This is a genomic window from Serratia sp. BIGb0163 (assembly GCF_024809935.1).
GTDB classification, from domain to species: Bacteria; Pseudomonadota; Gammaproteobacteria; order Enterobacterales; family Enterobacteriaceae; genus Serratia; species Serratia quinivorans.
Map to the genome: position 1 here is coordinate 723,554 of NZ_JANUDZ010000001.1, position 19,356 is coordinate 742,909.

General features: G+C 51.1%; 25 protein-coding genes. 24 read left to right on the forward strand and 1 reads right to left on the reverse strand.

From position 1 onward, the window contains the following. Positions 1–111: 111 nt before the first annotated feature. Positions 112–447 (reverse strand): hypothetical protein, encoded by a 336-nt coding sequence (locus tag M2406_RS03490; protein WP_259188716.1) that lies wholly within the window; start codon positions 445–447, stop codon positions 112–114. A 151-nt stretch (positions 448–598) separates the two neighbouring features. Between M2406_RS03490 and M2406_RS03495 the strand changes: the two genes are divergently transcribed. The 24 genes from M2406_RS03495 to M2406_RS03610 all read left to right on the forward strand — a co-directional run bounded on the left by M2406_RS03495 (position 599) and on the right by M2406_RS03610 (position 19,268). Further along, the gene (locus tag M2406_RS03495) at positions 599–976 is read left to right on the forward strand and encodes a putative holin (RefSeq protein ID WP_048794968.1); all 378 of its coding nucleotides are present in this window, start codon (positions 599–601) and stop codon (positions 974–976) included. Then, complete coding sequence (locus M2406_RS03500) at positions 966–1,244, forward strand: phage holin family protein (protein ID WP_259188720.1); 279 nt, start codon at positions 966–968, stop codon at positions 1,242–1,244. Before M2406_RS03495 ends, M2406_RS03500 begins: the two co-directional genes overlap by 11 nt. Positions 1,245–1,248: 4 nt before the next feature. After that, positions 1,249–1,878 (forward strand): glycoside hydrolase family 19 protein, encoded by a 630-nt coding sequence (locus M2406_RS03505; protein WP_259188721.1) that lies wholly within the window; start codon positions 1,249–1,251, stop codon positions 1,876–1,878. A gap of 213 nt (positions 1,879–2,091) precedes the next feature. After that, positions 2,092–2,475 carry a DUF2570 family protein gene (locus M2406_RS03510; protein ID WP_259188724.1) on the forward strand — a complete coding sequence of 128 codons (384 nt, stop codon included), beginning with the start codon at positions 2,092–2,094 and terminating at the stop codon, positions 2,473–2,475. A 327-nt stretch (positions 2,476–2,802) separates the two neighbouring features. Then, a complete protein-coding gene (locus M2406_RS03515; protein ID WP_259188726.1) occupies positions 2,803–3,351 on the forward strand; it encodes a hypothetical protein in 549 nt (182 codons plus the stop codon). Further along, a complete protein-coding gene (locus M2406_RS03520; RefSeq protein ID WP_259188727.1) occupies positions 3,344–4,252 on the forward strand; it encodes a glycosyltransferase family 9 protein in 909 nt (302 codons plus the stop codon). The genes M2406_RS03515 and M2406_RS03520 overlap by 8 nt, the downstream gene beginning before the upstream one ends. After that, positions 4,249–4,866: a class I SAM-dependent methyltransferase gene (locus M2406_RS03525; RefSeq protein ID WP_259188728.1), complete on the forward strand. Its 618-nt coding sequence runs from the start codon at positions 4,249–4,251 to the stop codon at positions 4,864–4,866. The genes M2406_RS03520 and M2406_RS03525 overlap by 4 nt, the downstream gene beginning before the upstream one ends. 187 nt (positions 4,867–5,053) lie before the next feature. After that, complete coding sequence (locus M2406_RS03530; RefSeq protein ID WP_259188729.1) at positions 5,054–5,857, forward strand: ParB/Srx family N-terminal domain-containing protein; 804 nt, start codon at positions 5,054–5,056, stop codon at positions 5,855–5,857. Further along, a complete protein-coding gene (locus tag M2406_RS03535) occupies positions 5,850–6,722 on the forward strand; it encodes a hypothetical protein (protein WP_259188731.1) in 873 nt (290 codons plus the stop codon). Before M2406_RS03530 ends, M2406_RS03535 begins: the two co-directional genes overlap by 8 nt. Then, positions 6,719–6,976: a PAS domain-containing protein gene (locus M2406_RS03540; RefSeq protein ID WP_259188734.1), complete on the forward strand. Its 258-nt coding sequence runs from the start codon at positions 6,719–6,721 to the stop codon at positions 6,974–6,976. The genes M2406_RS03535 and M2406_RS03540 overlap by 4 nt, the downstream gene beginning before the upstream one ends. Continuing rightward, entirely contained in the window at positions 6,973–8,028 is a 1,056-nt protein-coding gene (locus tag M2406_RS03545) for a terminase small subunit (protein WP_259188736.1), read from the forward strand. The genes M2406_RS03540 and M2406_RS03545 overlap by 4 nt, the downstream gene beginning before the upstream one ends. Next, entirely contained in the window at positions 8,025–9,350 is a 1,326-nt protein-coding gene (locus tag M2406_RS03550; protein WP_259188739.1) for a terminase large subunit domain-containing protein, read from the forward strand. The genes M2406_RS03545 and M2406_RS03550 overlap by 4 nt, the downstream gene beginning before the upstream one ends. 18 nt (positions 9,351–9,368) lie before the next feature. Further along, positions 9,369–10,799, forward strand: coding sequence for an anti-CBASS protein Acb1 family protein (locus M2406_RS03555; RefSeq protein WP_259188740.1), 1,431 nt, complete (start codon positions 9,369–9,371; stop codon positions 10,797–10,799). Then, positions 10,753–11,589, forward strand: a complete 837-nt coding sequence (locus M2406_RS03560) for a hypothetical protein (RefSeq protein ID WP_259188741.1) — start codon at positions 10,753–10,755, stop codon at positions 11,587–11,589. The genes M2406_RS03555 and M2406_RS03560 overlap by 47 nt, the downstream gene beginning before the upstream one ends. Further along, complete coding sequence (locus tag M2406_RS03565) at positions 11,570–12,910, forward strand: NUDIX hydrolase (protein WP_259188744.1); 1,341 nt, start codon at positions 11,570–11,572, stop codon at positions 12,908–12,910. Before M2406_RS03560 ends, M2406_RS03565 begins: the two co-directional genes overlap by 20 nt. Next, positions 12,903–13,520 (forward strand): hypothetical protein, encoded by a 618-nt coding sequence (locus M2406_RS03570; RefSeq protein WP_259188745.1) that lies wholly within the window; start codon positions 12,903–12,905, stop codon positions 13,518–13,520. The genes M2406_RS03565 and M2406_RS03570 overlap by 8 nt, the downstream gene beginning before the upstream one ends. Positions 13,521–13,530: 10 nt before the next feature. Continuing rightward, complete coding sequence (locus M2406_RS03575) at positions 13,531–14,559, forward strand: DUF2184 domain-containing protein (RefSeq protein ID WP_259188746.1); 1,029 nt, start codon at positions 13,531–13,533, stop codon at positions 14,557–14,559. Between the two features lie 65 nt (positions 14,560–14,624). Beyond that, positions 14,625–15,095: a hypothetical protein gene (locus tag M2406_RS03580; protein ID WP_259188748.1), complete on the forward strand. Its 471-nt coding sequence runs from the start codon at positions 14,625–14,627 to the stop codon at positions 15,093–15,095. Beyond that, entirely contained in the window at positions 15,095–15,550 is a 456-nt protein-coding gene (locus M2406_RS03585; RefSeq protein WP_259188749.1) for a hypothetical protein, read from the forward strand. Before M2406_RS03580 ends, M2406_RS03585 begins: the two co-directional genes overlap by 1 nt. Next, positions 15,547–15,975, forward strand: a complete 429-nt coding sequence (locus M2406_RS03590) for a hypothetical protein (protein WP_259188751.1) — start codon at positions 15,547–15,549, stop codon at positions 15,973–15,975. The genes M2406_RS03585 and M2406_RS03590 overlap by 4 nt, the downstream gene beginning before the upstream one ends. Further along, the gene (locus M2406_RS03595) at positions 15,962–16,906 is read left to right on the forward strand and encodes a hypothetical protein (protein ID WP_259188753.1); all 945 of its coding nucleotides are present in this window, start codon (positions 15,962–15,964) and stop codon (positions 16,904–16,906) included. Before M2406_RS03590 ends, M2406_RS03595 begins: the two co-directional genes overlap by 14 nt. Further along, positions 16,906–18,231 carry a hypothetical protein gene (locus tag M2406_RS03600; RefSeq protein WP_259188754.1) on the forward strand — a complete coding sequence of 442 codons (1,326 nt, stop codon included), beginning with the start codon at positions 16,906–16,908 and terminating at the stop codon, positions 18,229–18,231. The genes M2406_RS03595 and M2406_RS03600 overlap by 1 nt, the downstream gene beginning before the upstream one ends. Positions 18,232–18,255: 24 nt before the next feature. Continuing rightward, positions 18,256–18,684, forward strand: coding sequence for a hypothetical protein (locus M2406_RS03605; RefSeq protein WP_259189929.1), 429 nt, complete (start codon positions 18,256–18,258; stop codon positions 18,682–18,684). Beyond that, positions 18,684–19,268: a hypothetical protein gene (locus M2406_RS03610; RefSeq protein ID WP_259188755.1), complete on the forward strand. Its 585-nt coding sequence runs from the start codon at positions 18,684–18,686 to the stop codon at positions 19,266–19,268. Before M2406_RS03605 ends, M2406_RS03610 begins: the two co-directional genes overlap by 1 nt. Positions 19,269–19,356: the final 88 nt, after the last annotated feature.

Sequence of the window (19,356 nt, forward strand, 5' to 3'; positions counted from 1 at the left end):
TTTCAGCTACATTTAAGCCTAATTCTGATATGTTGTCAAAATTGTATAAACCCGCCATTGAGCGGGTTTTTGCATTATGGCTGAGCGACTCTAAACCCTGATGGTATCCTGTTAGTCGTCCAACTTTCCTGTCGATAGGCAGCGTTCTGCTTCACCCTGCGTGCGAGCATTTTGCTGACAATATTTTGTTATTTCAGGTGATGCTTCGGGAGCCTCTCGCAAATATCCCGCAATGAAGGCTAAGTCAGCGTTTTCACATGCTTCAGCATAAGCGTATGTTGCTTTCTCTTCGAAAGTTTTACGTTTACCTGGATGCGCGTTACCTTCCGCATTAAAGAATTTCAGACGTTCTATAGCATAGTTGCAATCAGCTTGCGTTAATTGTGCAGAATGAGAAAAACTTACTGGGGCAAGGATCAGGAGAGCGAGGAAGAAGTTAGACTTCATAAAATTTCCATATTTGATGAGTTGCTTTAAAAGTATCAGAGTGATTATACGCTGCCAGACGTTAACTGGCACCCATTCGAGGCTGCGCTGATGCGTGGCCTTTTTTATGTCTTACGCCCGGCGTTCGCTGAGCGAACAAAGGAGCAAAAAGATGGCTGAGCCTGTAGGTACTACTGGAGCGGCAACAACCGCATTAACCGGTGTGACCGTCGTAGGGCTGTTATCTGGTGTGGATTCCGGGGTGTTGATCGGTGCGTTTGCCGGAGCTGTGATTTTTGTCATGTCGGCCAGTGAGTTCTCGTGGTTGAAAAAGATGGCTTTATTCGTGGCTTCGTTACTGGTGGGGATCCTTGCTGCACCGTTTGCAGCAGCGATTATCACGTGGGCGACTCCGGTAGGCATTGAAGCACATGAGCCGGTGGGTGCGCTGGTGGCTTCTGCAATAGCCGTCCGGCTTCTGATGTCAGCGAGTCAGAACCCTACAGGGTTCTTCGACCGATTCAGGCGAGGGGGGAGTGATGCTAAATGATTACCTCTTAATCGTTAATGCTATTACCTGCGCAGTTATGGCAGGCCGTATGTTGCTGTATCGCCGCAACGGGGCGACCCACCGACCTTTTGTATCGTTTTGTGCTTGGGTCCTGATCGTGGCCAGCGGTTCAGTCACCATCAGGGTGTTGGCCGGGACGTATACGCATGGCAACTGGTCGGAAACATTAATCAACATGGCGTTTTGCGTCGCGGTGATCGCATCGCGTGGCAACGTTATGGCTTTGGCAAAACCTTTCACGAGATAACCCCATGACAAAAGACCAATTTAAAGAGGCGGCTGGTATTGCTGCCGGATTAGCCACGCGCTGGTTTCCGCATTTGGAAGCGACCCTCATCGAATTCGGGATCTCGTCACCGGTGGAACAGGCAATGTTCATAGCTCAAGTCGGCCACGAATCGGCAGGCTTTACCGCAACAGCGGAATCCTTCAACTACAGCGTAGCCGGGCTGCAATCCACATTCGGCAACCGACTGACAACGGAACAATGCAAAATGCTTGGCCGTCAGCGGGGCGAGGCGGTGGTACCGGAAAATCGCCAAGCGGCGATCGCCAATTTGGTCTATGGCGGACGCTTGGGCAACAAAGGTTCGGGGGATGGCTGGAAATATCGCGGACGTGGCCTGATTCAGGTAACCGGCCTGGATAACTATCGGGCTTGCAGTGCTGGCATTAAAACAGATTTGGTCTTAGTGCCGGATCTGCTGGGGCAAGATGAATATGCCATGCGCTCCGCTGGCTGGTTCTGGCAATCCCGGAACTGCGGGAAATACGCGGGTGATGTTGAGCGGGTAACGCTGCTGATCAACGGCGGCAAGAACGGCATCGATGATCGGAAAGCCCGCTACGAAAAAGCGATTGCAGCATTGGCTGGAGTGTAGTGAAGACATGAAAATAAAATTTGAGTATTCGCTGGCACATTTCGCTGATGACCTGAAACCGTCACATGGCCCCCAAAAATGGCCGTGGTGGCGATTATTTGCGGTCAGCGTTATTCGGCAGGACATTCACCGGCCATCAACAGGTCGTAGGGTGTGGTTTTATACGCGCTGGGGCGCTGGTTATGCAGGCGTAATTTTTGACCGGCGCGCAGTATGACATGGCTCGCAAATAGTAAGGTGGCGCTGTTTTTCGTTGTTTTCGGCCTATTGGCCTACCTCTCCGTTAGCAACTGGAGCTATCGCAAAGATTTGGCACAGGCGCGGCAGCAGGTTGCCGAGCAGCGAAAAACGCTGGCGCAGCAGGCCGGACTGATCGCCACCATGCAGGAACAGGACGCCCGTAACCGCAAGCTGATGGCCGAACAGCAACAGAGAGAGCAGCAACTGCGCCAGCGGGGCGAAATCTACCAGAGGAAGTATCAGGATGCTATTAAAAACGACGAGTGCGCCCGCCGCGTTGCTCCTGGTGCTGTGCTTGACCTCCTGCGCACAACGGATACCAACACCTCCAGTACCGATCGTCCTATTGCCCCCTGAGTCAGTATTCAAACCCTGTGAAATACCAAAGATGCAGGGTGATACCTGGGGAGCCGTAGGCAGCTATGCGCTGGCCCTAAAAACGGCTTTATCAATATGTGCCGGCCAAGTGGCCACGCTGAATCAATGGCGGGCATCCGTCGGGAGATAACAAAATGTATGATCTACCGGGTACGGGAACTTTTCTTGTTTTGATGGCGGTATCCGCAGTTGTCGGATGGGCTGTAATTGAAGGAGTAATTAGCCTTTTCGGCTTTATTTTCGGTTAAGCATTACAGGTGGCCTTTGCGAGGGCCATCGATAATGTATTCGTATGGCGTAGATGACATGACACCTTCGACAATGGTCTGTATTGCCAGCGGCCCGTCATTGACGCGTTCAGATTGCCTGCTGGCCGTTAAATCTGAGTATCCCATAATCGCGGTGAACACAAGTTGGCGTCTGGTTCCTGAGTGCCAATATTTATTTGCCGCTGATTTTGCTTGGTGGGAAAAACATCACAGCTCGGTGGGTATATCTGCTGAACTGTGGACTGTCAGCGCAAGGGCTCACACCCGTTATGGGTTGAATCTGTTCATGCCTGGCGATGACGGTTCGTTTAATTCCGGGCAGCGAGCGATACAGCTTGCTGAATATCTCGGCGCTCGGCGGATCATCCTGTTGGGCTACGAATGCTCCCTGGAGAACGGCAAGCATTGGCATGGTGATCACCCTGACAAAATGCATAACCCCACACACCAAGAAGTTGAGCGATGGCATCGTGAGTTTGCTGCTTTGAATAAAAGTTTCCCAGATGTGGAAATAATTAATTGCTCTCGACGCACGGCTTTAACCTGTTTCCAAAAAAACATACCTGAGAGTTTATTTCATGCCTGAAAAACTTTATTTCGATGGGATGCATGGCATAGGTGACAATATTAACCAGCGTTGTTTTATTAAAGCACTGGCAAGTAAAGGTCACGAAATTTGGCTGAAAACACCCCTGCCAGAAATATATGCCGGTATCGATAATTTGCATTTTGTCAGAACAAACACGCCATTACGTACGCAGAGGAAAAATGAGCGGGCCAGTACGGTTACGTTTGTGCATGAGCCGCCAGGTATTCCATGCAAACGTATCTTTTATGGGAATGGGCATCTTCAGGCAGGAAGTATCTTTGATGCTATGGAACAGCAATTTGGCATTGAGCCGGCGGAGATGGATCTCCCGCGTTTTCTTGCGCCTGCGATCCCCCTGCCAAACGGCAAGCCAATAGCGCTCATCAGACCAACGACGGAGCGGACGGAGTGGCACAACGCCAGTCGAGGTCCGCACAATAAGTACATCGACATGGTGTCGCGGATGCTGGCTTTACGCGGTTTCCATGTGATTAGTATCGCGGACAACGAACCGGGGATGGAATGGATCCCGGATAGCGAGCCATTCGCACACAGAAAGCTGCACAACGGCGAATTGACGATAACCCAGATGTTGGCGCTGGTGGAAAGGGCTGACATTGTGCTGACCGGTGCTTGTGTCATTTCTCATGCGGCATTGGCGTACCAAAAGCCAATGATCTGCTTGCAAGGCGGTAATGGAGGTAATAACCACCACAGCAAAATTACGGATCCGCGCTGCATGGATTTATCGAGGGCGCTATTTGTCTATCCAGACAATTATTGCTGCTGTCAGGAAATGAAGCATGACTGCGATAAGACGATCAGTAACCTGCCTGATGTGGTGCGACCATTTATCAATAATGTTTGGTTTGAGGCAAGGAAACGGGTAGCGGCATGAAGACCTTTGACGAAGAAATTAAATCCGGCCTTGTCTGGATGCCAGAGTTAGGAATGGGGCGCTACCCGGTGCCGGAACAGCGCCCATATGATGACGGTTACTTTGCCCGTTACCGTGAAATGGCTGATACGCAGTTGGGGCATGAATTGACCGCTGCCCGTATCAGGCTGGTGGGGCGTCACTATGGAAGCGGTCCTGTGTTGGACGTAGGGATCGGTGCAGGTCAGTTTGTTGAAGCCAGGCCAAACACGCAGGGGTTTGATGTTAATCCAGCCGGGCTCGCGTGGTTGCAACAGCGTGGCCAGTGGGCTGACCTTTATGCAGATCGCTACCCGGTGCTGACGTTCTGGGACAGCCTGGAGCACATTGATCGTCCTGACATCGCTGTTGGAAAAGCAGAAGAATGGGTGTTCGTTTCGGTTCCGCTGTTTGAAAGTGGTGACGACATTCTACGCTCAAAGCATTTCCGGCCTGACGAGCATATCTGGTACTGGACGCGAGAAGGACTGGTGAACTGGTTTAAGGAGCAGGGGTTTGCGCTTGCCGAGGGTAACGATATCGAAACGCAGCTTGGTCGAGAAGGTATCGGTAGTTACGCATTTTTCCGGGTGTAAATCAGCAGTTACTACAGGGCGTCATTACGATGGCGCTTGATAGCGATTGTTTTCATAGTAGGAAGGTGGGCGACCGTTGGTAGTTGGAGCTACCGACGGCCATTCATACCCATCCACAGGTCATAATGAGTACGAACCAAGGCCCACTTGCTCTCGAGAGCAGGGCCATAGTATTGGATCCTCATAAATGGCCAAAGAAAAAAATCAATCGGCGTTGGTGATTGTTTACCGATCGCTCAATTCGTTGATTACTTATGCAAGAAATTCACGTACGCACACTGACGAGCAGGTGCGTAAAATTGCTGACAGCATTGAGGCGTTTGGTTGGACAAACCCGGTGTTGATCGATGATCACGGTGAGATTATCGCCGGTCATGGCCGGGTTATGGCGGCTGATCTGTTGGTTTTTGATGAGGTTCCGTGCATCGTTCTGGCTGGATTGAGTGACCAGCAGAAAAAGGCGTATCGCATCGCGGATAATAAACTGCCGCTGAGCGCAGGCTGGGACGACGATATGCTTCGTCTGGAGCTGGCTGATCTGTTGGATGCTGATTTCGATGTTTCACTAACCGGATTTGATGAGTCGGAGCTGGATGCGTTGTTTGCGGATGACGAGCCGCAGGCAACGGGCGAGGATCCGTATACGGCAAAAATCGACACGCCGGTTTATGAGCCATCGGAGGTTATTCCGACCATTTCTGAACTGTACGATGAAACAAAAACACGAAGCCTGGTGAAAAACATCAAGGCTGCAAACCTACCGAAAGAAATAGCCGCGTTTTTGATGAGTGCTGCCGAACGCCATGCTGTTTTCAACTTCAATAAAATCGCCGACTACTATGCCAATGCGCCGGCAGAGGTCCAGGCACTATTTGAAGAGTCCGCCCTGGTGATCATTGATTACAGGCAGGCCATCGAGAACGGTTTCGTCCACATGACCAAAAATATGGTTGATATTGTGTACGGGGATGAGGAGGACGGTGATGCGTGACGACTTCTGCGCCTTCATCCTGACTCATGGGAGGCCCGATAAAATTTATACCTATCGGCACCTGAGAAAATCGGGATACACCGGTAAAATTTATATCGTCATCGATGATGAGGATAAAACCCGCCAGCAGTATATCGAGCAGTTCGGCAGCAATGTGCTGATTTTCTCGAAGTCGGATATTGCCAGTCGGTTTGATGAGGCTGATAACTTCGGTGATCGCCGGTCAATCTTCTACGCCCGTAACGCTTGTTTCGAACTTGCGGAAAAAGTGGGGTGCAAATACTTCATTCAACTGGATGATGATTACACTGCATTTCAGTTTCGTGTCGATAAAGACCTAAATGCAGGTTATACGCTGGTTCAGAACCTCGACGCAATTTTGGGGGAAATGTTGGCGTACTACAAAGCGATCCCCGCAACGACCATTGCAATGGCCCAGGGTGGCGATTTTCTCGGTAGCGGCGGTGATAAAAATGCAGCCTGGCTAAAACGTAAAGCGATGAATAGCTTCATCTGCTCAACGGACAGGTCATTCGCGTTTATGGGGCGTGTTAACGAGGATGTGAACACGTATACCAATCTCGGCAGGCGTGGTGAGTTATTCATGACGGTCGGGGCTGTCCAGTTATTGCAGAAACAGACACAAACCAATTCCGGCGGCATGACAGAGCTATACCTGGACTCAGGTACGTACGTAAAAAGTTTTTACTCAGTGATGTTCTCACCATCATGCGTGAAGATTTCTCTGATGGGGTCCACGCATAAGCGCATACATCACAAAGTTTCGTGGAATAACGCCGCAGTAAAAATACTGCACGAGAAATACCGAAAAGCTGCCCCGAATAAAATTGGGGGTGGTGCATGATCCCTTACCGTAAGGTTGAGTCGCTCGCCGCTTGTCGGATGACTGAGCAACAGATTGCTGACGTGCTGGATATTGACCTTGGCGAGTTGAAACGGGAGCCAGAGACGATTGCGGCATTTCGTGAGGCCATTCGAAAAGGCAGGGCAAAGGGAGAGGCGGAATTAAGAACGGCGTTATACAGAAAAGCCAAAAGCGGCGATCCGCGAGCATTTCAAGAACTGCTGAGGCGAGAGAGACAACAGGACAGTGAATGATGAGCAAGCCCGACTGGAAGGAGCTGCAATCTCAGTTTGCTGCTGCTTACGCCAGTACGGGAATATCTCCGAAAGAATGGTGTGAACAGCGTGGACTGAATTACAACAATGCCCGCCGTTATATAAAAAAGCCTGCGCAGAAAAATGCGCAAAAAAAAACTGCGCAAAAAACTGCGCAGAATACTCAGCCAGTAGTTACAGCGCAGGGCGGGAAAGAAAAAAAACCTGCCTCAAGTTGCGCAAAACCAGATCCGAAAAGATCCCATTTCTGCGCAGATCTGACAGAGAAGGAAAAGCTGTTTGTTTCCTACTATCTCGAATGCCGCAATAAGTACGAGGCATATAAAAAGGCGGGATATACCGGTGGCGATCGGAACGCCAGGATGCTCTATCGGAAAACATCGGTGGCGAGGGCTATCAATCAGGGTATTGAGCAGTTAAGTGAGCAAGCAATATTAAGTGCTCAAGATATTCTCAAGCACTGGCATGAAATTGCTATTGCGGATCCCGGCGAGATTTCGCAGATGCGCCGGTGCTGCTGCCGGTATTGCTGGGGAGAAAATTTCCTTTACCAGTGGCGCGACATTGAAGAATTCGACAAGGCCGCAGAAAAAGCTTCGAAGGACAGTAAGCCTGAACCTGAATACGGTGGGCTTGGATTTATCCCCAACGATGACCCAAACCCGGATTGTCCGAAATGTGCTGGCGAAGGCCTGGCTGATGTCCATTTGTCCGATACACGGGATGTTGTCGGGCCAGCTCGTCGGCTGATCGCTGGCGTGAAGAAAACCAAGTTCGGTATCGAGGTAATGACGCGTGACCAGGATGCGGCATTAAAAAACCTTGCTGCATTCCACAACCTCGCTGCCAGTGAACAGGACAGGGAACTGCGCTTGTTGGAGATTGAGCGCGTTCGCCTAAGCAATCAAAAAATTCAGGCGGAAATTGAACACCTCAAGAAAGCTCCGGGAGGCTCAGGCGATATGGTGATTATCCACAACGCGCTGAAAGTGCCTGGCGCTGAGCCGCAGGACGTGCAGGAAGATGAATGATGAAGGAAATATTCATTCCTGAGCTGCACGCCGAGCAATTGAAAGTTTGGACTGAGGGGAGCGAGTACAGATATAACGCTGTTCGCTGTGGTCGCCGTTGGGGCAAGACGGTCATGCTGGTCGATATTGCTATCAGCTACGTCACCAATAAATTCCTGATACCGGGCACCAAAAAATCTATAGCGGGTCGTGTCGGTATTTTCACTGCTCAGTATCGGCAGTATCAGGAAATATTTGATGAGTTGATCGCCTATCTCGGGCCGCTGATCAAAACGCAGTCCCGCAGTGAAAAACGTATCTTGCTCAAAAACGGCGGCAAGATAGATTTCTGGGTAACGGACGATAACAAACTCGCCGGGCGCGGTCGTAAGTACCACGCGGTGCTGATTGATGAAGCTGCGTTTACCAAGTCCCCTGAAATGTTGGAGGAAATCTGGCCTCGAGCCATAAAGCCGACATTGGTCGATTATCGTGGCCGCGCCTGGGTGTTCTCAACGCCTGACGGTATTAACGACCAAAACTTTTTCTATGCCATCTGTAATGACCCTTCACACGGATTTCATGAGCACCACGCGCCATCCGCGTCTAACCCGCATCTTCCTGCTGATGAACTGGCGGAGATGGAAAAAAATACGGATCCGCGAGTATGGCAGCAGGAGTTCCTAGCTGAATTTATCGACTGGTCGAAAGATGCATTTCTCGATATTGAAAAGCTATTGGTGGATGGCAAGCCTGTAGCAATGCCGACTACCTGCGACATGATTTTCGCAGTTGCGGATACGGCCCTCAAGGGCGGGACAGAAAACGACGGGACTGGATTTGTTTACTTTGCATACGAGCAAACCTATTCCGAACCACGGCTGACAATCATCGACTGGGACATAACGCAGATTAAGGCGTCATTGCTTCCAGAATATATGCCGAGCGTTTACGACAATCTGGAGAGGCTGGCGAAAATCTGCCGGCCTCGCATGGGCAGTCAGGGCGTGTTCATGGAAGACGCTGCAATGGGGGCCATCCTCAACCAGAAAGCCGAAACAGAAAATTGGGATATGACCCCGATTAAGTCGGTGCTGACCTCGAAGGGGAAGGACGAACGTGCGGTATTGGCGTCAGGCCACCACTTCCAGGGTAAATGCAAAATAGCCCAAGCAGCCTTCGACAAAGCGGTGGAGTTCAAAAAGAAAACTGCAAACCACCTCTGGCGACAGATCGCCGGTTTTCATCTGGCGGACCCCAAAGCCCAGAAACGTGCCGATGACCTTTTCGACTGCTACGTATACGGACTGATCATCGCGTTCGGTAACTACGAGGCGCTTTAAAAACAGGAAATTCTGTAAATGGCAGAGATTCAGCTCAATGCAAATCTCAGTTCTGAACTGTGCAAAATACTCGAATCTGATGAAATTCAGCCGGGGACTGATGTTGGTTACGAACTGTGCAAATTACTCTGGCAGTACCACCCGTTGGGCGGCAAGTTGGTTGAAAAGCCGATCACCATGGCGATGTGTAAGCCACGGCTATACAACGTAGAAACCGACCCTGATGAACGTGTCGTGCGACAGTTCGAGAAGGTCTGGAAGCGCATGAACATGAGCGAAAGGATCAAAAACCTATTTTTCGTTTCTCGTTGTTATGGCGCTGCTGCTATCGGCGTTGGTTCTGATGGAACGGCATGCAGAGACCCATTACCAACGTTTGGACTACAGGAAGAGGACGTTTATATCAACGTATGGGATCCACTGAATGCCGCAGGCTCTATGGTGACCGACCAGAACCCTAACAGTCGTTATTTCCAGCAGGCAAACAAGACGCTAAAAATTAGCGGTAAACAGTGGCACCACTCACGCACGCTGAAAATCTTCAATGGGACGCCCATCTACCTTGAGTACCAAAACTCAACATTCGGTTTCACTGGCCGCAGCGTATTTCAGCGCGTCTTGTACCCGATGAAATCCTATGTCGGCACCATGACCGCCAATGATCTTGTTAGTCAGAAGGCCGGTGTGATGGTGGCTAAAACCGCGCAAAACGGCTCAGTAATTAGCGGGATCATGGCCGCAGCGGCAAAAGCCAAACGGGAAATTGTAAAAATCGCCAGAACTGGCGGCGTTATCAACATCGGCACAGGTGATGATATCGAGTCTCTGAACCTGCAAAACATCGATAAGGCTTTGAATGCGGCCCGGGACAACATCATCAGCGATATTGCATCTGGCAGTGACGTCCCCGCAGTGTTGATTAAAGAGGAGGCGTTCTCAAACGGATTTGGAGAAGGTACAGAGGATTCAAAAGCGATCAGTCAGTACGTCGACGGGGTGCGCGAGACGATCGCGCCGGTAATCGAATATTTCGAACAGCTTGTTCAGTACATCGCCTGGACGGAGGATTTCTTTACCTCTTTGAAAAGAGATTATCCTGAAATTATTACCGAGGATTACAAGACCACCTTTTATCAATGGCGGCGTGAGTTCACCGCCAAATGGCAAGAATTGGTCGAAGAGTCCCCTGACAAGCATCGTGAGAGCGACAGTAAGGTTGTACAGCAGGCAGTAGCAATATTCTCTTCTGTATCTCCGCAAGTTGACCCTGTTAATCGTGCAATTCTTGCCGATTGGCTTTCTAACGTAGCCAACTCAACGAAAACATACGGCGACGTCCCATTAATTATCGACATGGATACGCTTTCGAAATACCAGCCACCACCACCGCAGGATCTGAATAATGGCGGACAAACGAATCAGCCGAATGGGGAAGAAGAGGAAACTTAAAACCCTCTATGAGGTGCTGACTGATGCGATTAACTACTACGTCGATAAAGGGTGGGACAGCGAAAAGTCGTTGCTCTCATGGAGCCAAAAGCTTCGGGTAGCGGCCAGCAGAGAGTCACCCAGCAATGATGTAACGCGTAAGCATCTCACTTCTATCTACAGTCGTCTCGTCATCGATGGCGGGGCACTCCGGGACCAACCACCAGACGGCCCCACCAAAGTCACCCTCGACAAGATTAAGCCTGACCTCCGTAAAGAGCTGGATAAGCGCATATTCGCGAGTGCGAACCTGATTAAACTCAATCGTGAGCAGGCTATCGAGCGTACTGTGCAACGTTTTCAGGGCTGGGTGACATCTATCCCGCCCGACGGTGTGAGTGAGGTCGATAAAAACGAACAGAAAGCCGAGTTCCGCAAATCGGTTACTGATCTGGACTACATCAGCCGCCGAGTGGCGATTGACCAAGGGCACAAGCTGGCGAGCAACGTGAAGTATCTCCTCTCAATTCAGGGCGGTGCCATTGGCTTTCGCTGGCATTCCCCCTGGCGCAGGCCTGGCTACAATTTTCGCGAAGACCACAAGCAACGCGACACGCTCATTTATCTGGTGCGCGATTCGTGGGCGTTGGATCAGGGGTTAATTAGGCCAGTGAACGGTTATTACGACGAAATCACCGCTGCCGGCGAAGAGGTGTTTTGCAGTTGCCAGGTGTTCCCCATTTATGCCCCGCAGAAGTTGCCGGATGAATTTTTAACGGAGAAGGGAAAACGTGAATTTAACCGAGCTTGAACTGGCGCAGCGAATACGGGACGGCACTGCGCCGTCCCCGGTGAAGTTCTCAAATATGTGGCTGGTGAATCTGCGAATCACTGGTACCGGGCTGGCCTATCGCACTGGCCTGAAAGAACACGTATGGCGTGATCCGAAGCTCTATCTCAATGATGAGTTTCTGGCTCGCTGTAATGGGCTTCCAGTCATTGCTAATCACCCCGCCGGTGCAGTCCTGACCGAAGTGGATTTCACCGAGCGGATCGTGGGTAGCGTCATGCTGCCGTATATCCGCGGTGATGAGGTATGGGCGGTTTGCCGAATTTACATCAAAGACATTGTTGAGGCGATCGTAAAGGGCAAGGTATCAACCAGCCCGTCGGTCATTTTCAACAGCGAATCCGGGAATGTGGAGGTAATGGACGGAGACACCAATTTTCTTATCGAAGGTGTGCCGTTCTTGCTCGACCACATTGCTCTGGTAACAGAGGACCACGGCTCTTTGGGAGTGTGGGACAAAGAAAAGATCCCCGCTGGGGTCGAGGTTTCTAACACAACAGGTGACATTGATATGGACGAAAAACAGCTCGAAAGCATCATCGCGAAGGCAGTCGGCGACGCGTTGGGCAGCGTGAGTAAAGGGTTTGAAACAATCTCAGCACGAATGGATTCGCTGGAAAACGGTTTTAAGGCGCGAGCTGACGCTGAGGATACTGAAAAGAAAGAGGCGAAGGAAAAGGCCGATCAGGAAGAAAAGAAAAAAGCTGATGCCGCTGAAGAGGAGCAAAAAAAGGCTGATGAAGCCGAAGCTCAGAAAAAAGCTGAAGAAAAAGCCAAGGCTGACGAGGCCGAAGAGGAGCAGCGTAAGGCAGACCAGGCTAAGGCTGATGAGGAAAAGGCCAAAGCGGATGAAGCGGAAAATGCTAAATCCGACTCAGATATGACCGACGCAAGGGTTAAGGCTGACTCAGCCTATGTTGCATGTGGCAAACAGGCACCATCGCCATTTTCTGGTGAAAGGCCGCTGGATTACCGCAAGCGCGTGCTGATCGGTATGCAAAAACACTCCGATAAGCACAAAGACGTGAATATTCGCGCTATCGCTGATTCCGCGACGCTTTCAGTGCTTGAAGAGGCGATCTACAGCGAAGCGCGCAAAACCATTGAAAACGATATGAACAATACGCAGGGCCAATTGCATCAGCGTGTGCGCATGGATGAAGCAGGGCGTCGCATTACCGAATACCAGGGCGACCCGAACGTCTGGTTAGCTGCATTCAAAACTCCGGGGCGTCGCCTCGTTAAAATCAACACACCAGGGAGCATGAACAACCATGGCTGATATTAATTTCGCACCCTTCAAAACGCAGGGATCATTCTCCGGCAGTTTCAATGTCGAATCTCGTGGCCTGACCCAGGGCGACGCGCATGACGACCCGGCGATCCGCCTGCAATTGTGCTCCGGTACGCTGGCCGATGATCTCGACGCTCCTGTATGGGGCGGCATCGGTGTTGTTGAGTGCATCTCTACTGTTGAAACCAATGTGAGCGGTTCAACCATCAAGAAAGCGACCGCTTCGGTATGTAACGCATTCACCGTGTTTAACCAGGCATATCACGGTATTACCACCGCAAGTAATCCGGTGCCGCTGTATTTGGCGGGTGGTTCGGTTCACTACTACCGCATGGGGTCAGGTGCCCGGATCCCGTTGCCTATCAGTGCAGCAGTAGCCGCACTGGCAACAGGCAATGATCCGGTGGGCGCGGACGGCTTCGTGTGGGATATGACAGAAAATTGCGTGGATATTTACTCCAGCGGTTCGTCTTCCAACCCGAAAGTGAATATCAGTCTGTTGATGGTCTCCACTCAGGGGAACCTCACAGTTAAAAAAGAAACCAGCGGCAACGTGGTCTGGGAAAACGGCAAGCCTTGCGGCCTGTTCTTGATTTAAGGAGTCAGTAATGAGCGCATTTGCACCAGCGGTTACCACGGTATCGCCATCTATGATGCAACCGGACATCGTCATGCAATACAGCATGGCTTCCGGTGCTTTTGAAATTCTGCCGGGCGGAGCACCGTCCGCACGTATCGGGTCCAGTGACCTGGTTGTTTACCAGAAATATCTGCGAGCTACGACTCAGGCGCATGTCGGCCAATCTCTTCCAGGCCAGTTACCTTCTGCGAGTATCGTCCCAAGTTACGACCAGATGATGACCTATCGCATCTATTCCCGATCTCAGTACAGTTATCTCGATACTGATGCAGCGAGCCGTTGGGGTTACTCACTTAATAGCGGATTGCAACTGGCGAATCGCCAGGGTCATGCACAGCAGTTGCGTAACATGCTCATCTACGGCGTGAAGGCATCCAATAACGAGGGGATTGCCAACTCGCCGAACGCAACCACGGTCAATCTGGGCAGCGATAGCCATGGCAGCGACTCCTACACTACCTGGGACTCCGGTGAGATGGCGAAGTTTGTTCTTGGCCTGATCGCGGATCAGAAAACCAGGATGATGTTGTTGGGCCAAGCGCTGACTACCGTTGTTCTGTGCCCTCAGCGTTTTATGAAGGCATTGGAATGGACCGGCGTTGTCGAGCTGACCAGTTATCAGCGTCCAGGTGGTGGTACTGAGACGGTCGGCACCATGATTAAAAATATCGCTGATGGTGCCAGCGGGGATGATGTGATCTTCTGTCAGGATGACACGCTTATCGGTAAAGGTGCTGGTGGTACTGACCTCATCATTGTCACCAACCCTGAGCTGGTTGTACCGGAAGCACGTCAGGACATCAATACCAACATTTTCGCCACTCTAATGCCTAACCAGAAGGCCGTGAACGTGATGTTTTGCGATGTCGCAGCACCAACGGAAATCCCTTCCCCTATGCCTGATGGCGGCATTACTACGCTGTACACCATGCGCTCCACACCTGGCTGGAACTTCCGCTCAGAAGGCGTGACGCTGCTTTCCGCGAAGTACGCGTAATACTCTCGTTGTTCTAACTGATGGATTTGGGGAGAAAACACTCCCCATTTTTTTGAGGAAAATTCATGAAACTTTTTATCGCTAACTGCTCGCGTCAGGCACATAACTTCAATTACAAATTACCGGAAAAATCACAATCATTTGGCGTCACGATCCGAGCCGGTGGCCAGCATGTGATCGAAAACCAGTCAGATGTGATTCACCACATTATCAATCAGCATGAGCCTTATGGTTTCCAGCGTTGCGATAAAGTGGATAACACGTTTTCCGGTATCTGCTACGCCATCGACAAGCCGGTTACAGTGGGCCGAATCGAAGATAATGCGGAACAGAAAATTGAAAATCTTGACGATATGTCCCAGTCCATCCTGGAGGCGAACGCTATTTCAATGAGCAACGCGGTCGACAACGCAGTTCTCCAGAGCGGTCAGGTGCCTAAACCCGGTGAAGTGCAGATCGAAATCGTTGGCGAGGCCGTTAACGTTGAGCAGGATAACCCGCCAAAACTGAACAAAACGGTGAAGGTACAAAAATAATGACCACTTTGCGCCCGACGTTTGAGGGATTTCTCATCTTCGTTCGTGGCGTGATGGGCGTTCCGTTCGCCGCCATCGCCAACGACAACCCAACGCTAAAATGCTGCTACAACGCAGCGCTTGAGATCGTGAACGTCGGGATGGGATTGTGCCAGCTACCAACCATCCATACCGCCACCGTATACAACGCGGGTGGCTCACTGCTGCTGAACCATGCCATTGATACACCACCCAGTACCTACTTTACCGATATGCGCACAAAAATCGGCATCGGGAAAAAAGTGAATGGGTTGATGACCGCGGCAGCGGATCAGGGAACATCGGGATCGACGGTTATCAGCGATGCCATGAGCAATCTGACGTTAGCAGACCTGATGATGATGCAAGATCCCTATGGCCGGCAGGTTGTCGCCGTGTTGATGGAAATGGGGCCGCTCTGGGGGTATACGCCATGAAAGTTTGCCTGGGGGTTGTCGACATGCCATATGACTATGGCGACACCTCTGCAACCACGTATGAAGTCGCTGAAGCCCTGCAGGATAATTATCAGTTGTTCACTCACTTCTGGGAAGAACATCAGGACACCATATTGCCGGAGGTTGGGGAGGCCCTGGCCTATTCCATCATCAACCACATCCAGCATGGTGCACCACTCACCAGTGGGGAACTGCTGGGGGAAACGATGCGGTCATTTAACATCTTTCTCGAACGGGAGGAAATGGCTGGGCTGGCTGTCGATAAGGTTCCGACCCATGCCGCACTGGAGGGGCGGAATTCTCGTCTGAAAGTAGAACGTGGTGAGCGGCGTCCATCATTTATTGATGGCGGTCTCTTCAAATCATCATTTATCGCGTGGATAGACAACGATGCCGAGTCTTGACGAAATTGCCGAAAATACCGGCACTCAACTCTCCGCAGTCCTCCAGTCCGCCGTCGAAACCATCTCATCCAGCCAGCAAATCACTTTTCGTCTCTACGTAAAGCAAGTCTTGCCGCTGGACGGTTTCGTGTACTGGGTGAATGCGGAAATCATAAACAAGGATGAGCTGGCGCGTCTGGAGATCGACAGCCTGCACACGGTGGCGATCAATGGCAGCTTACACCGTCAGGTGGTTACCGAGCAGTCTGAAACGCTTTCCCGCGCGGTGAACAGCATTATTTTCACGCCAACGGAAAAGATAGACGATTTTAACGCCGAAAACCCTGACTCCATTTATCTGGGGGAGTATGCCGGCACGCAGTTCGCATTCTCGCGAATGGACAGTCGGTATACCCAGGCGGGGATCTACCATTATCGGGGAACGGCGATATTGCCAACGATGCGGACACAGATCATCGACAGCCCTGATGATGTTTCTGACGAACTGATTCTTTCCAACAGCACGCCGATCTGGCTGGCGTTGAAAAAATTCGCAACGGTTTACCCGTCATTCCTTTCCCCGGCGAACTTGAAACCCCCGTATATCGTCGCTGATGTGCGAGATACCCAACCGCTCCAAATGGCCCCGCTCATGAATGCCACGGCTCGCTGGCAGCATGTGCAGGACCGTGTGCGAGTCACGCTATACGGCATGAGTAATGCCGATGTGTTGGCCTATCTCGATTACGTAGTGTCCTCCGCGTTGGAGGATGAACATTTTGGTATTACCAACCTGCCGGTAGTCACTGACGGTAAAGCCAACCAGGTTGAGATCACCGCGCTGGCGAAACAAAAATTCATCGACTTTGACGTCAATTACTACCAGGCGACGACGCGCGATATTTCCAGACAGCTTATCAAAGAAGTCATCTTTAATTACGAGGTCGAATAATGGCTTACAACATTGTTACGGTTAACGTCTCGCAGACCATCGGTGCTACACCGTCCAATTTGCAACAGATGTCCGCCATCATTTCTGTCGGGTCCACGCTACAGAAGCTAGGTGTGCCGGTACTGATTACTCAAAACTCTGAAATCACTGATCTGGTTAAGAACGCTATTGGTTCACTGAAGGCCGAAGCTGCATCATTTGGGGCGGATGTGACGCTGACGTTGCCTGATGGCGTTGCTATCGATCGGGAGATTGGCAGCGAAATCGAAATAACAGTCATTGGTTGTTCGCCGGCCAAGTGGAACGGTGTCTACACGGCAACGCTAACGGCACCTGACACGCTCACATGGGTTTCCCTTGAGGATCTGTCTGGAGAGCCGACAACGCTCGGGACCTTTGCCATTGAAGGCAGTGACGATTTGGTCACGGCGGTAAATACCTTCTTTGCGCAGGGTAACTCAGTAGGCACGTACCTACTGGAGTTGGGGTATCTCGACGGCAAGGTCAAGGATGAAGTGGCCGCGCTGAAAACTTACATGGAAGAGCCACTCAAGGCGTTTTATGCGTATCTGGTACCGGCGGCATGGGATCAGGATCCGGACTTCATCACGTTGACGAAGCTGTATACAGCGAATGAGGCCAAGCAATATTTCTTCGTGTTGACAAAAGAGCCGACGGACAGCAATTACCTCACGCCGTACGACAATATCAAGTCGGTGGTTGCGGTGAACGATGACACTTACCCGACAACGAACGCCGCCGCATCAGTGATGTGGAATTTAGTCTCTGCGTCACCATCAGAGATCAATAAAGTGCCGCCAATGGCATTCCGCTTCCTGCAAGCCGTGAATGCGAATAAGGCCAAGGCGTCCATCCTCGCCACTATGACGAAGCAAAATATCAACTACGTCGGAACCGGGGCAGAAGGCGGCATTGCCAATACCATTCTCATTAAGGGGGTGACCAGTGACGGTAATGATATGTCCTATTGGTACTCCGTGGACTGGGTACAGATTAACGTCGACATGATGCTGGCTAACGCCGTGATCAACGGCAGCAACAACCCCATCAACCCACTTTATTACGATCAGGATGGTATCGACCGTCTACAACTGGTGGCGCAGGGCGTCTTCAATACTGGCACATCGTACGGCCTGGTAAACGGTTCCCCTGTGGTTAACGCCATTTCGTTTAAGACCTATACCAAAGACAACCCGAACGATTACAAAATTGGTCGTTATGCCGGGCTTTCAGCGACGTATACCCCAATGCGAGGGTTTACCGAAATTACCTTCAACATCAACGTCACCATGCAATTGGCTTAAAGGAGCTGAACCGTGCCGAATCCAATGATCAGTCCCGGTGTTCTCAACCGCATCCGGGCCAGTGCCAAATTTACCGATCACCCTGAGCTGAATGTGTCTGCTTCCTACCTTGCGAAAGAAGGGGTGGAGATTTCATTCCAGGGCAACATTGTCGAGCCGCTACAGGCCATGACGGGTGTCGTTCAGTCTCCGCAACCCTACATACTGGCTCAGGCGAAAATTCACCTGTTGCGCAGCCAGGCGCTCGCTACACAGTATAAAAAACAATGGGAAGTGAACGGCATCGTGGGGGATGTACGCCTATACACCGACAGCAGTGTGTTTGGTGAGTTCGATATGACCAACACGGCGATCACCTCTGTCGGCGATATGACTTTTGCCGGCGGAGATCCTGGCGTTGTTATTACGCTGACCGGTACTTATTACGTCAACTCGGATATGTGGGAACTTTGATGAAAATTTCGCGTGCTATGAACCTTATCGTGCCGGTGGAAACGGAGACCGGCACGGCTTACATCCATTCAACTCCCATTTCCAAGGAAATCTATAAAGAACATTTCCTGATCCTCAGCAAAACTTTTGCTGCCATTTTCACCGAAGGGTTAGGAACCGTCGTCGGGCCGCGTATCGCTTACATGATGCTGGAAAAAATCGCGACTGATGCCGGTGTATGGGAAGGCGCAGATGGTATCCGTAATACGCTGGTGGGCGAAATCATTCGCCTTTCCAACTTGGTTTATCCGGTTGATGGGAAAGGTTGGGATACCAAGCCCCTCGATGTGGCGTTGGAAAAGGGCGTTGTAGAGCTGGATGAAATGATCGGCGAACTCGTTTTTTTTACATGCGTCTCTGCGATAAACAAACCAGATCAGGCAAGGACGTTAATGGAGGTCGTGAGTGGTCTGTGGAACAGTGCAACCACATCATTGAGCCTTATGGCCTGGATCGATTCGTTGGCGACATCGAAGCCACCCGCCAATTCTGGCGAGACGGCGAGCACCTCGTCAGCGACATCCTCGACTATTGTGCCGGTATAGGTTTCCGCGAATTATTTATCGACACGCCGTTAAATCTGAAAACAGCAGCTCAGTTGCGTGAGCTGCTGAAGTGCAAACCACCCGGGGG

Coding starts and splice junctions, on each gene's coding strand:
- M2406_RS03600 (WP_259188754.1), top strand. CDS start 16,906: ATGGCTTACAACATTGTTACGGTTAACGTCTCGCAGACCATCGGTGCT.
- M2406_RS03530 (WP_259188729.1), top strand. CDS start 5,054: ATGGCCAAAGAAAAAAATCAATCGGCGTTGGTGATTGTTTACCGATCG.
- M2406_RS03505 (WP_259188721.1), top strand. CDS start 1,249: ATGACAAAAGACCAATTTAAAGAGGCGGCTGGTATTGCTGCCGGATTA.
- M2406_RS03510 (WP_259188724.1), top strand. CDS start 2,092: ATGACATGGCTCGCAAATAGTAAGGTGGCGCTGTTTTTCGTTGTTTTC.
- M2406_RS03515 (WP_259188726.1), top strand. CDS start 2,803: ATGACACCTTCGACAATGGTCTGTATTGCCAGCGGCCCGTCATTGACG.
- M2406_RS03555 (WP_259188740.1), top strand. CDS start 9,369: ATGGCAGAGATTCAGCTCAATGCAAATCTCAGTTCTGAACTGTGCAAA.
- M2406_RS03575 (WP_259188746.1), top strand. CDS start 13,531: ATGAGCGCATTTGCACCAGCGGTTACCACGGTATCGCCATCTATGATG.
- M2406_RS03570 (WP_259188745.1), top strand. CDS start 12,903: ATGGCTGATATTAATTTCGCACCCTTCAAAACGCAGGGATCATTCTCC.
- M2406_RS03585 (WP_259188749.1), top strand. CDS start 15,095: ATGACCACTTTGCGCCCGACGTTTGAGGGATTTCTCATCTTCGTTCGT.
- M2406_RS03595 (WP_259188753.1), top strand. CDS start 15,962: ATGCCGAGTCTTGACGAAATTGCCGAAAATACCGGCACTCAACTCTCC.
- M2406_RS03525 (WP_259188728.1), top strand. CDS start 4,249: ATGAAGACCTTTGACGAAGAAATTAAATCCGGCCTTGTCTGGATGCCA.
- M2406_RS03495 (WP_048794968.1), top strand. CDS start 599: ATGGCTGAGCCTGTAGGTACTACTGGAGCGGCAACAACCGCATTAACC.
- M2406_RS03545 (WP_259188736.1), top strand. CDS start 6,973: ATGATGAGCAAGCCCGACTGGAAGGAGCTGCAATCTCAGTTTGCTGCT.
- M2406_RS03520 (WP_259188727.1), top strand. CDS start 3,344: ATGCCTGAAAAACTTTATTTCGATGGGATGCATGGCATAGGTGACAAT.
- M2406_RS03535 (WP_259188731.1), top strand. CDS start 5,850: ATGCGTGACGACTTCTGCGCCTTCATCCTGACTCATGGGAGGCCCGAT.
- M2406_RS03500 (WP_259188720.1), top strand. CDS start 966: ATGCTAAATGATTACCTCTTAATCGTTAATGCTATTACCTGCGCAGTT.
- M2406_RS03610 (WP_259188755.1), top strand. CDS start 18,684: ATGAAAATTTCGCGTGCTATGAACCTTATCGTGCCGGTGGAAACGGAG.
- M2406_RS03560 (WP_259188741.1), top strand. CDS start 10,753: ATGGCGGACAAACGAATCAGCCGAATGGGGAAGAAGAGGAAACTTAAA.
- M2406_RS03580 (WP_259188748.1), top strand. CDS start 14,625: ATGAAACTTTTTATCGCTAACTGCTCGCGTCAGGCACATAACTTCAAT.
- M2406_RS03590 (WP_259188751.1), top strand. CDS start 15,547: ATGAAAGTTTGCCTGGGGGTTGTCGACATGCCATATGACTATGGCGAC.
- M2406_RS03605 (WP_259189929.1), top strand. CDS start 18,256: ATGATCAGTCCCGGTGTTCTCAACCGCATCCGGGCCAGTGCCAAATTT.
- M2406_RS03490 (WP_259188716.1), bottom strand. CDS start 447: ATGAAGTCTAACTTCTTCCTCGCTCTCCTGATCCTTGCCCCAGTAAGT.
- M2406_RS03540 (WP_259188734.1), top strand. CDS start 6,719: ATGATCCCTTACCGTAAGGTTGAGTCGCTCGCCGCTTGTCGGATGACT.
- M2406_RS03550 (WP_259188739.1), top strand. CDS start 8,025: ATGATGAAGGAAATATTCATTCCTGAGCTGCACGCCGAGCAATTGAAA.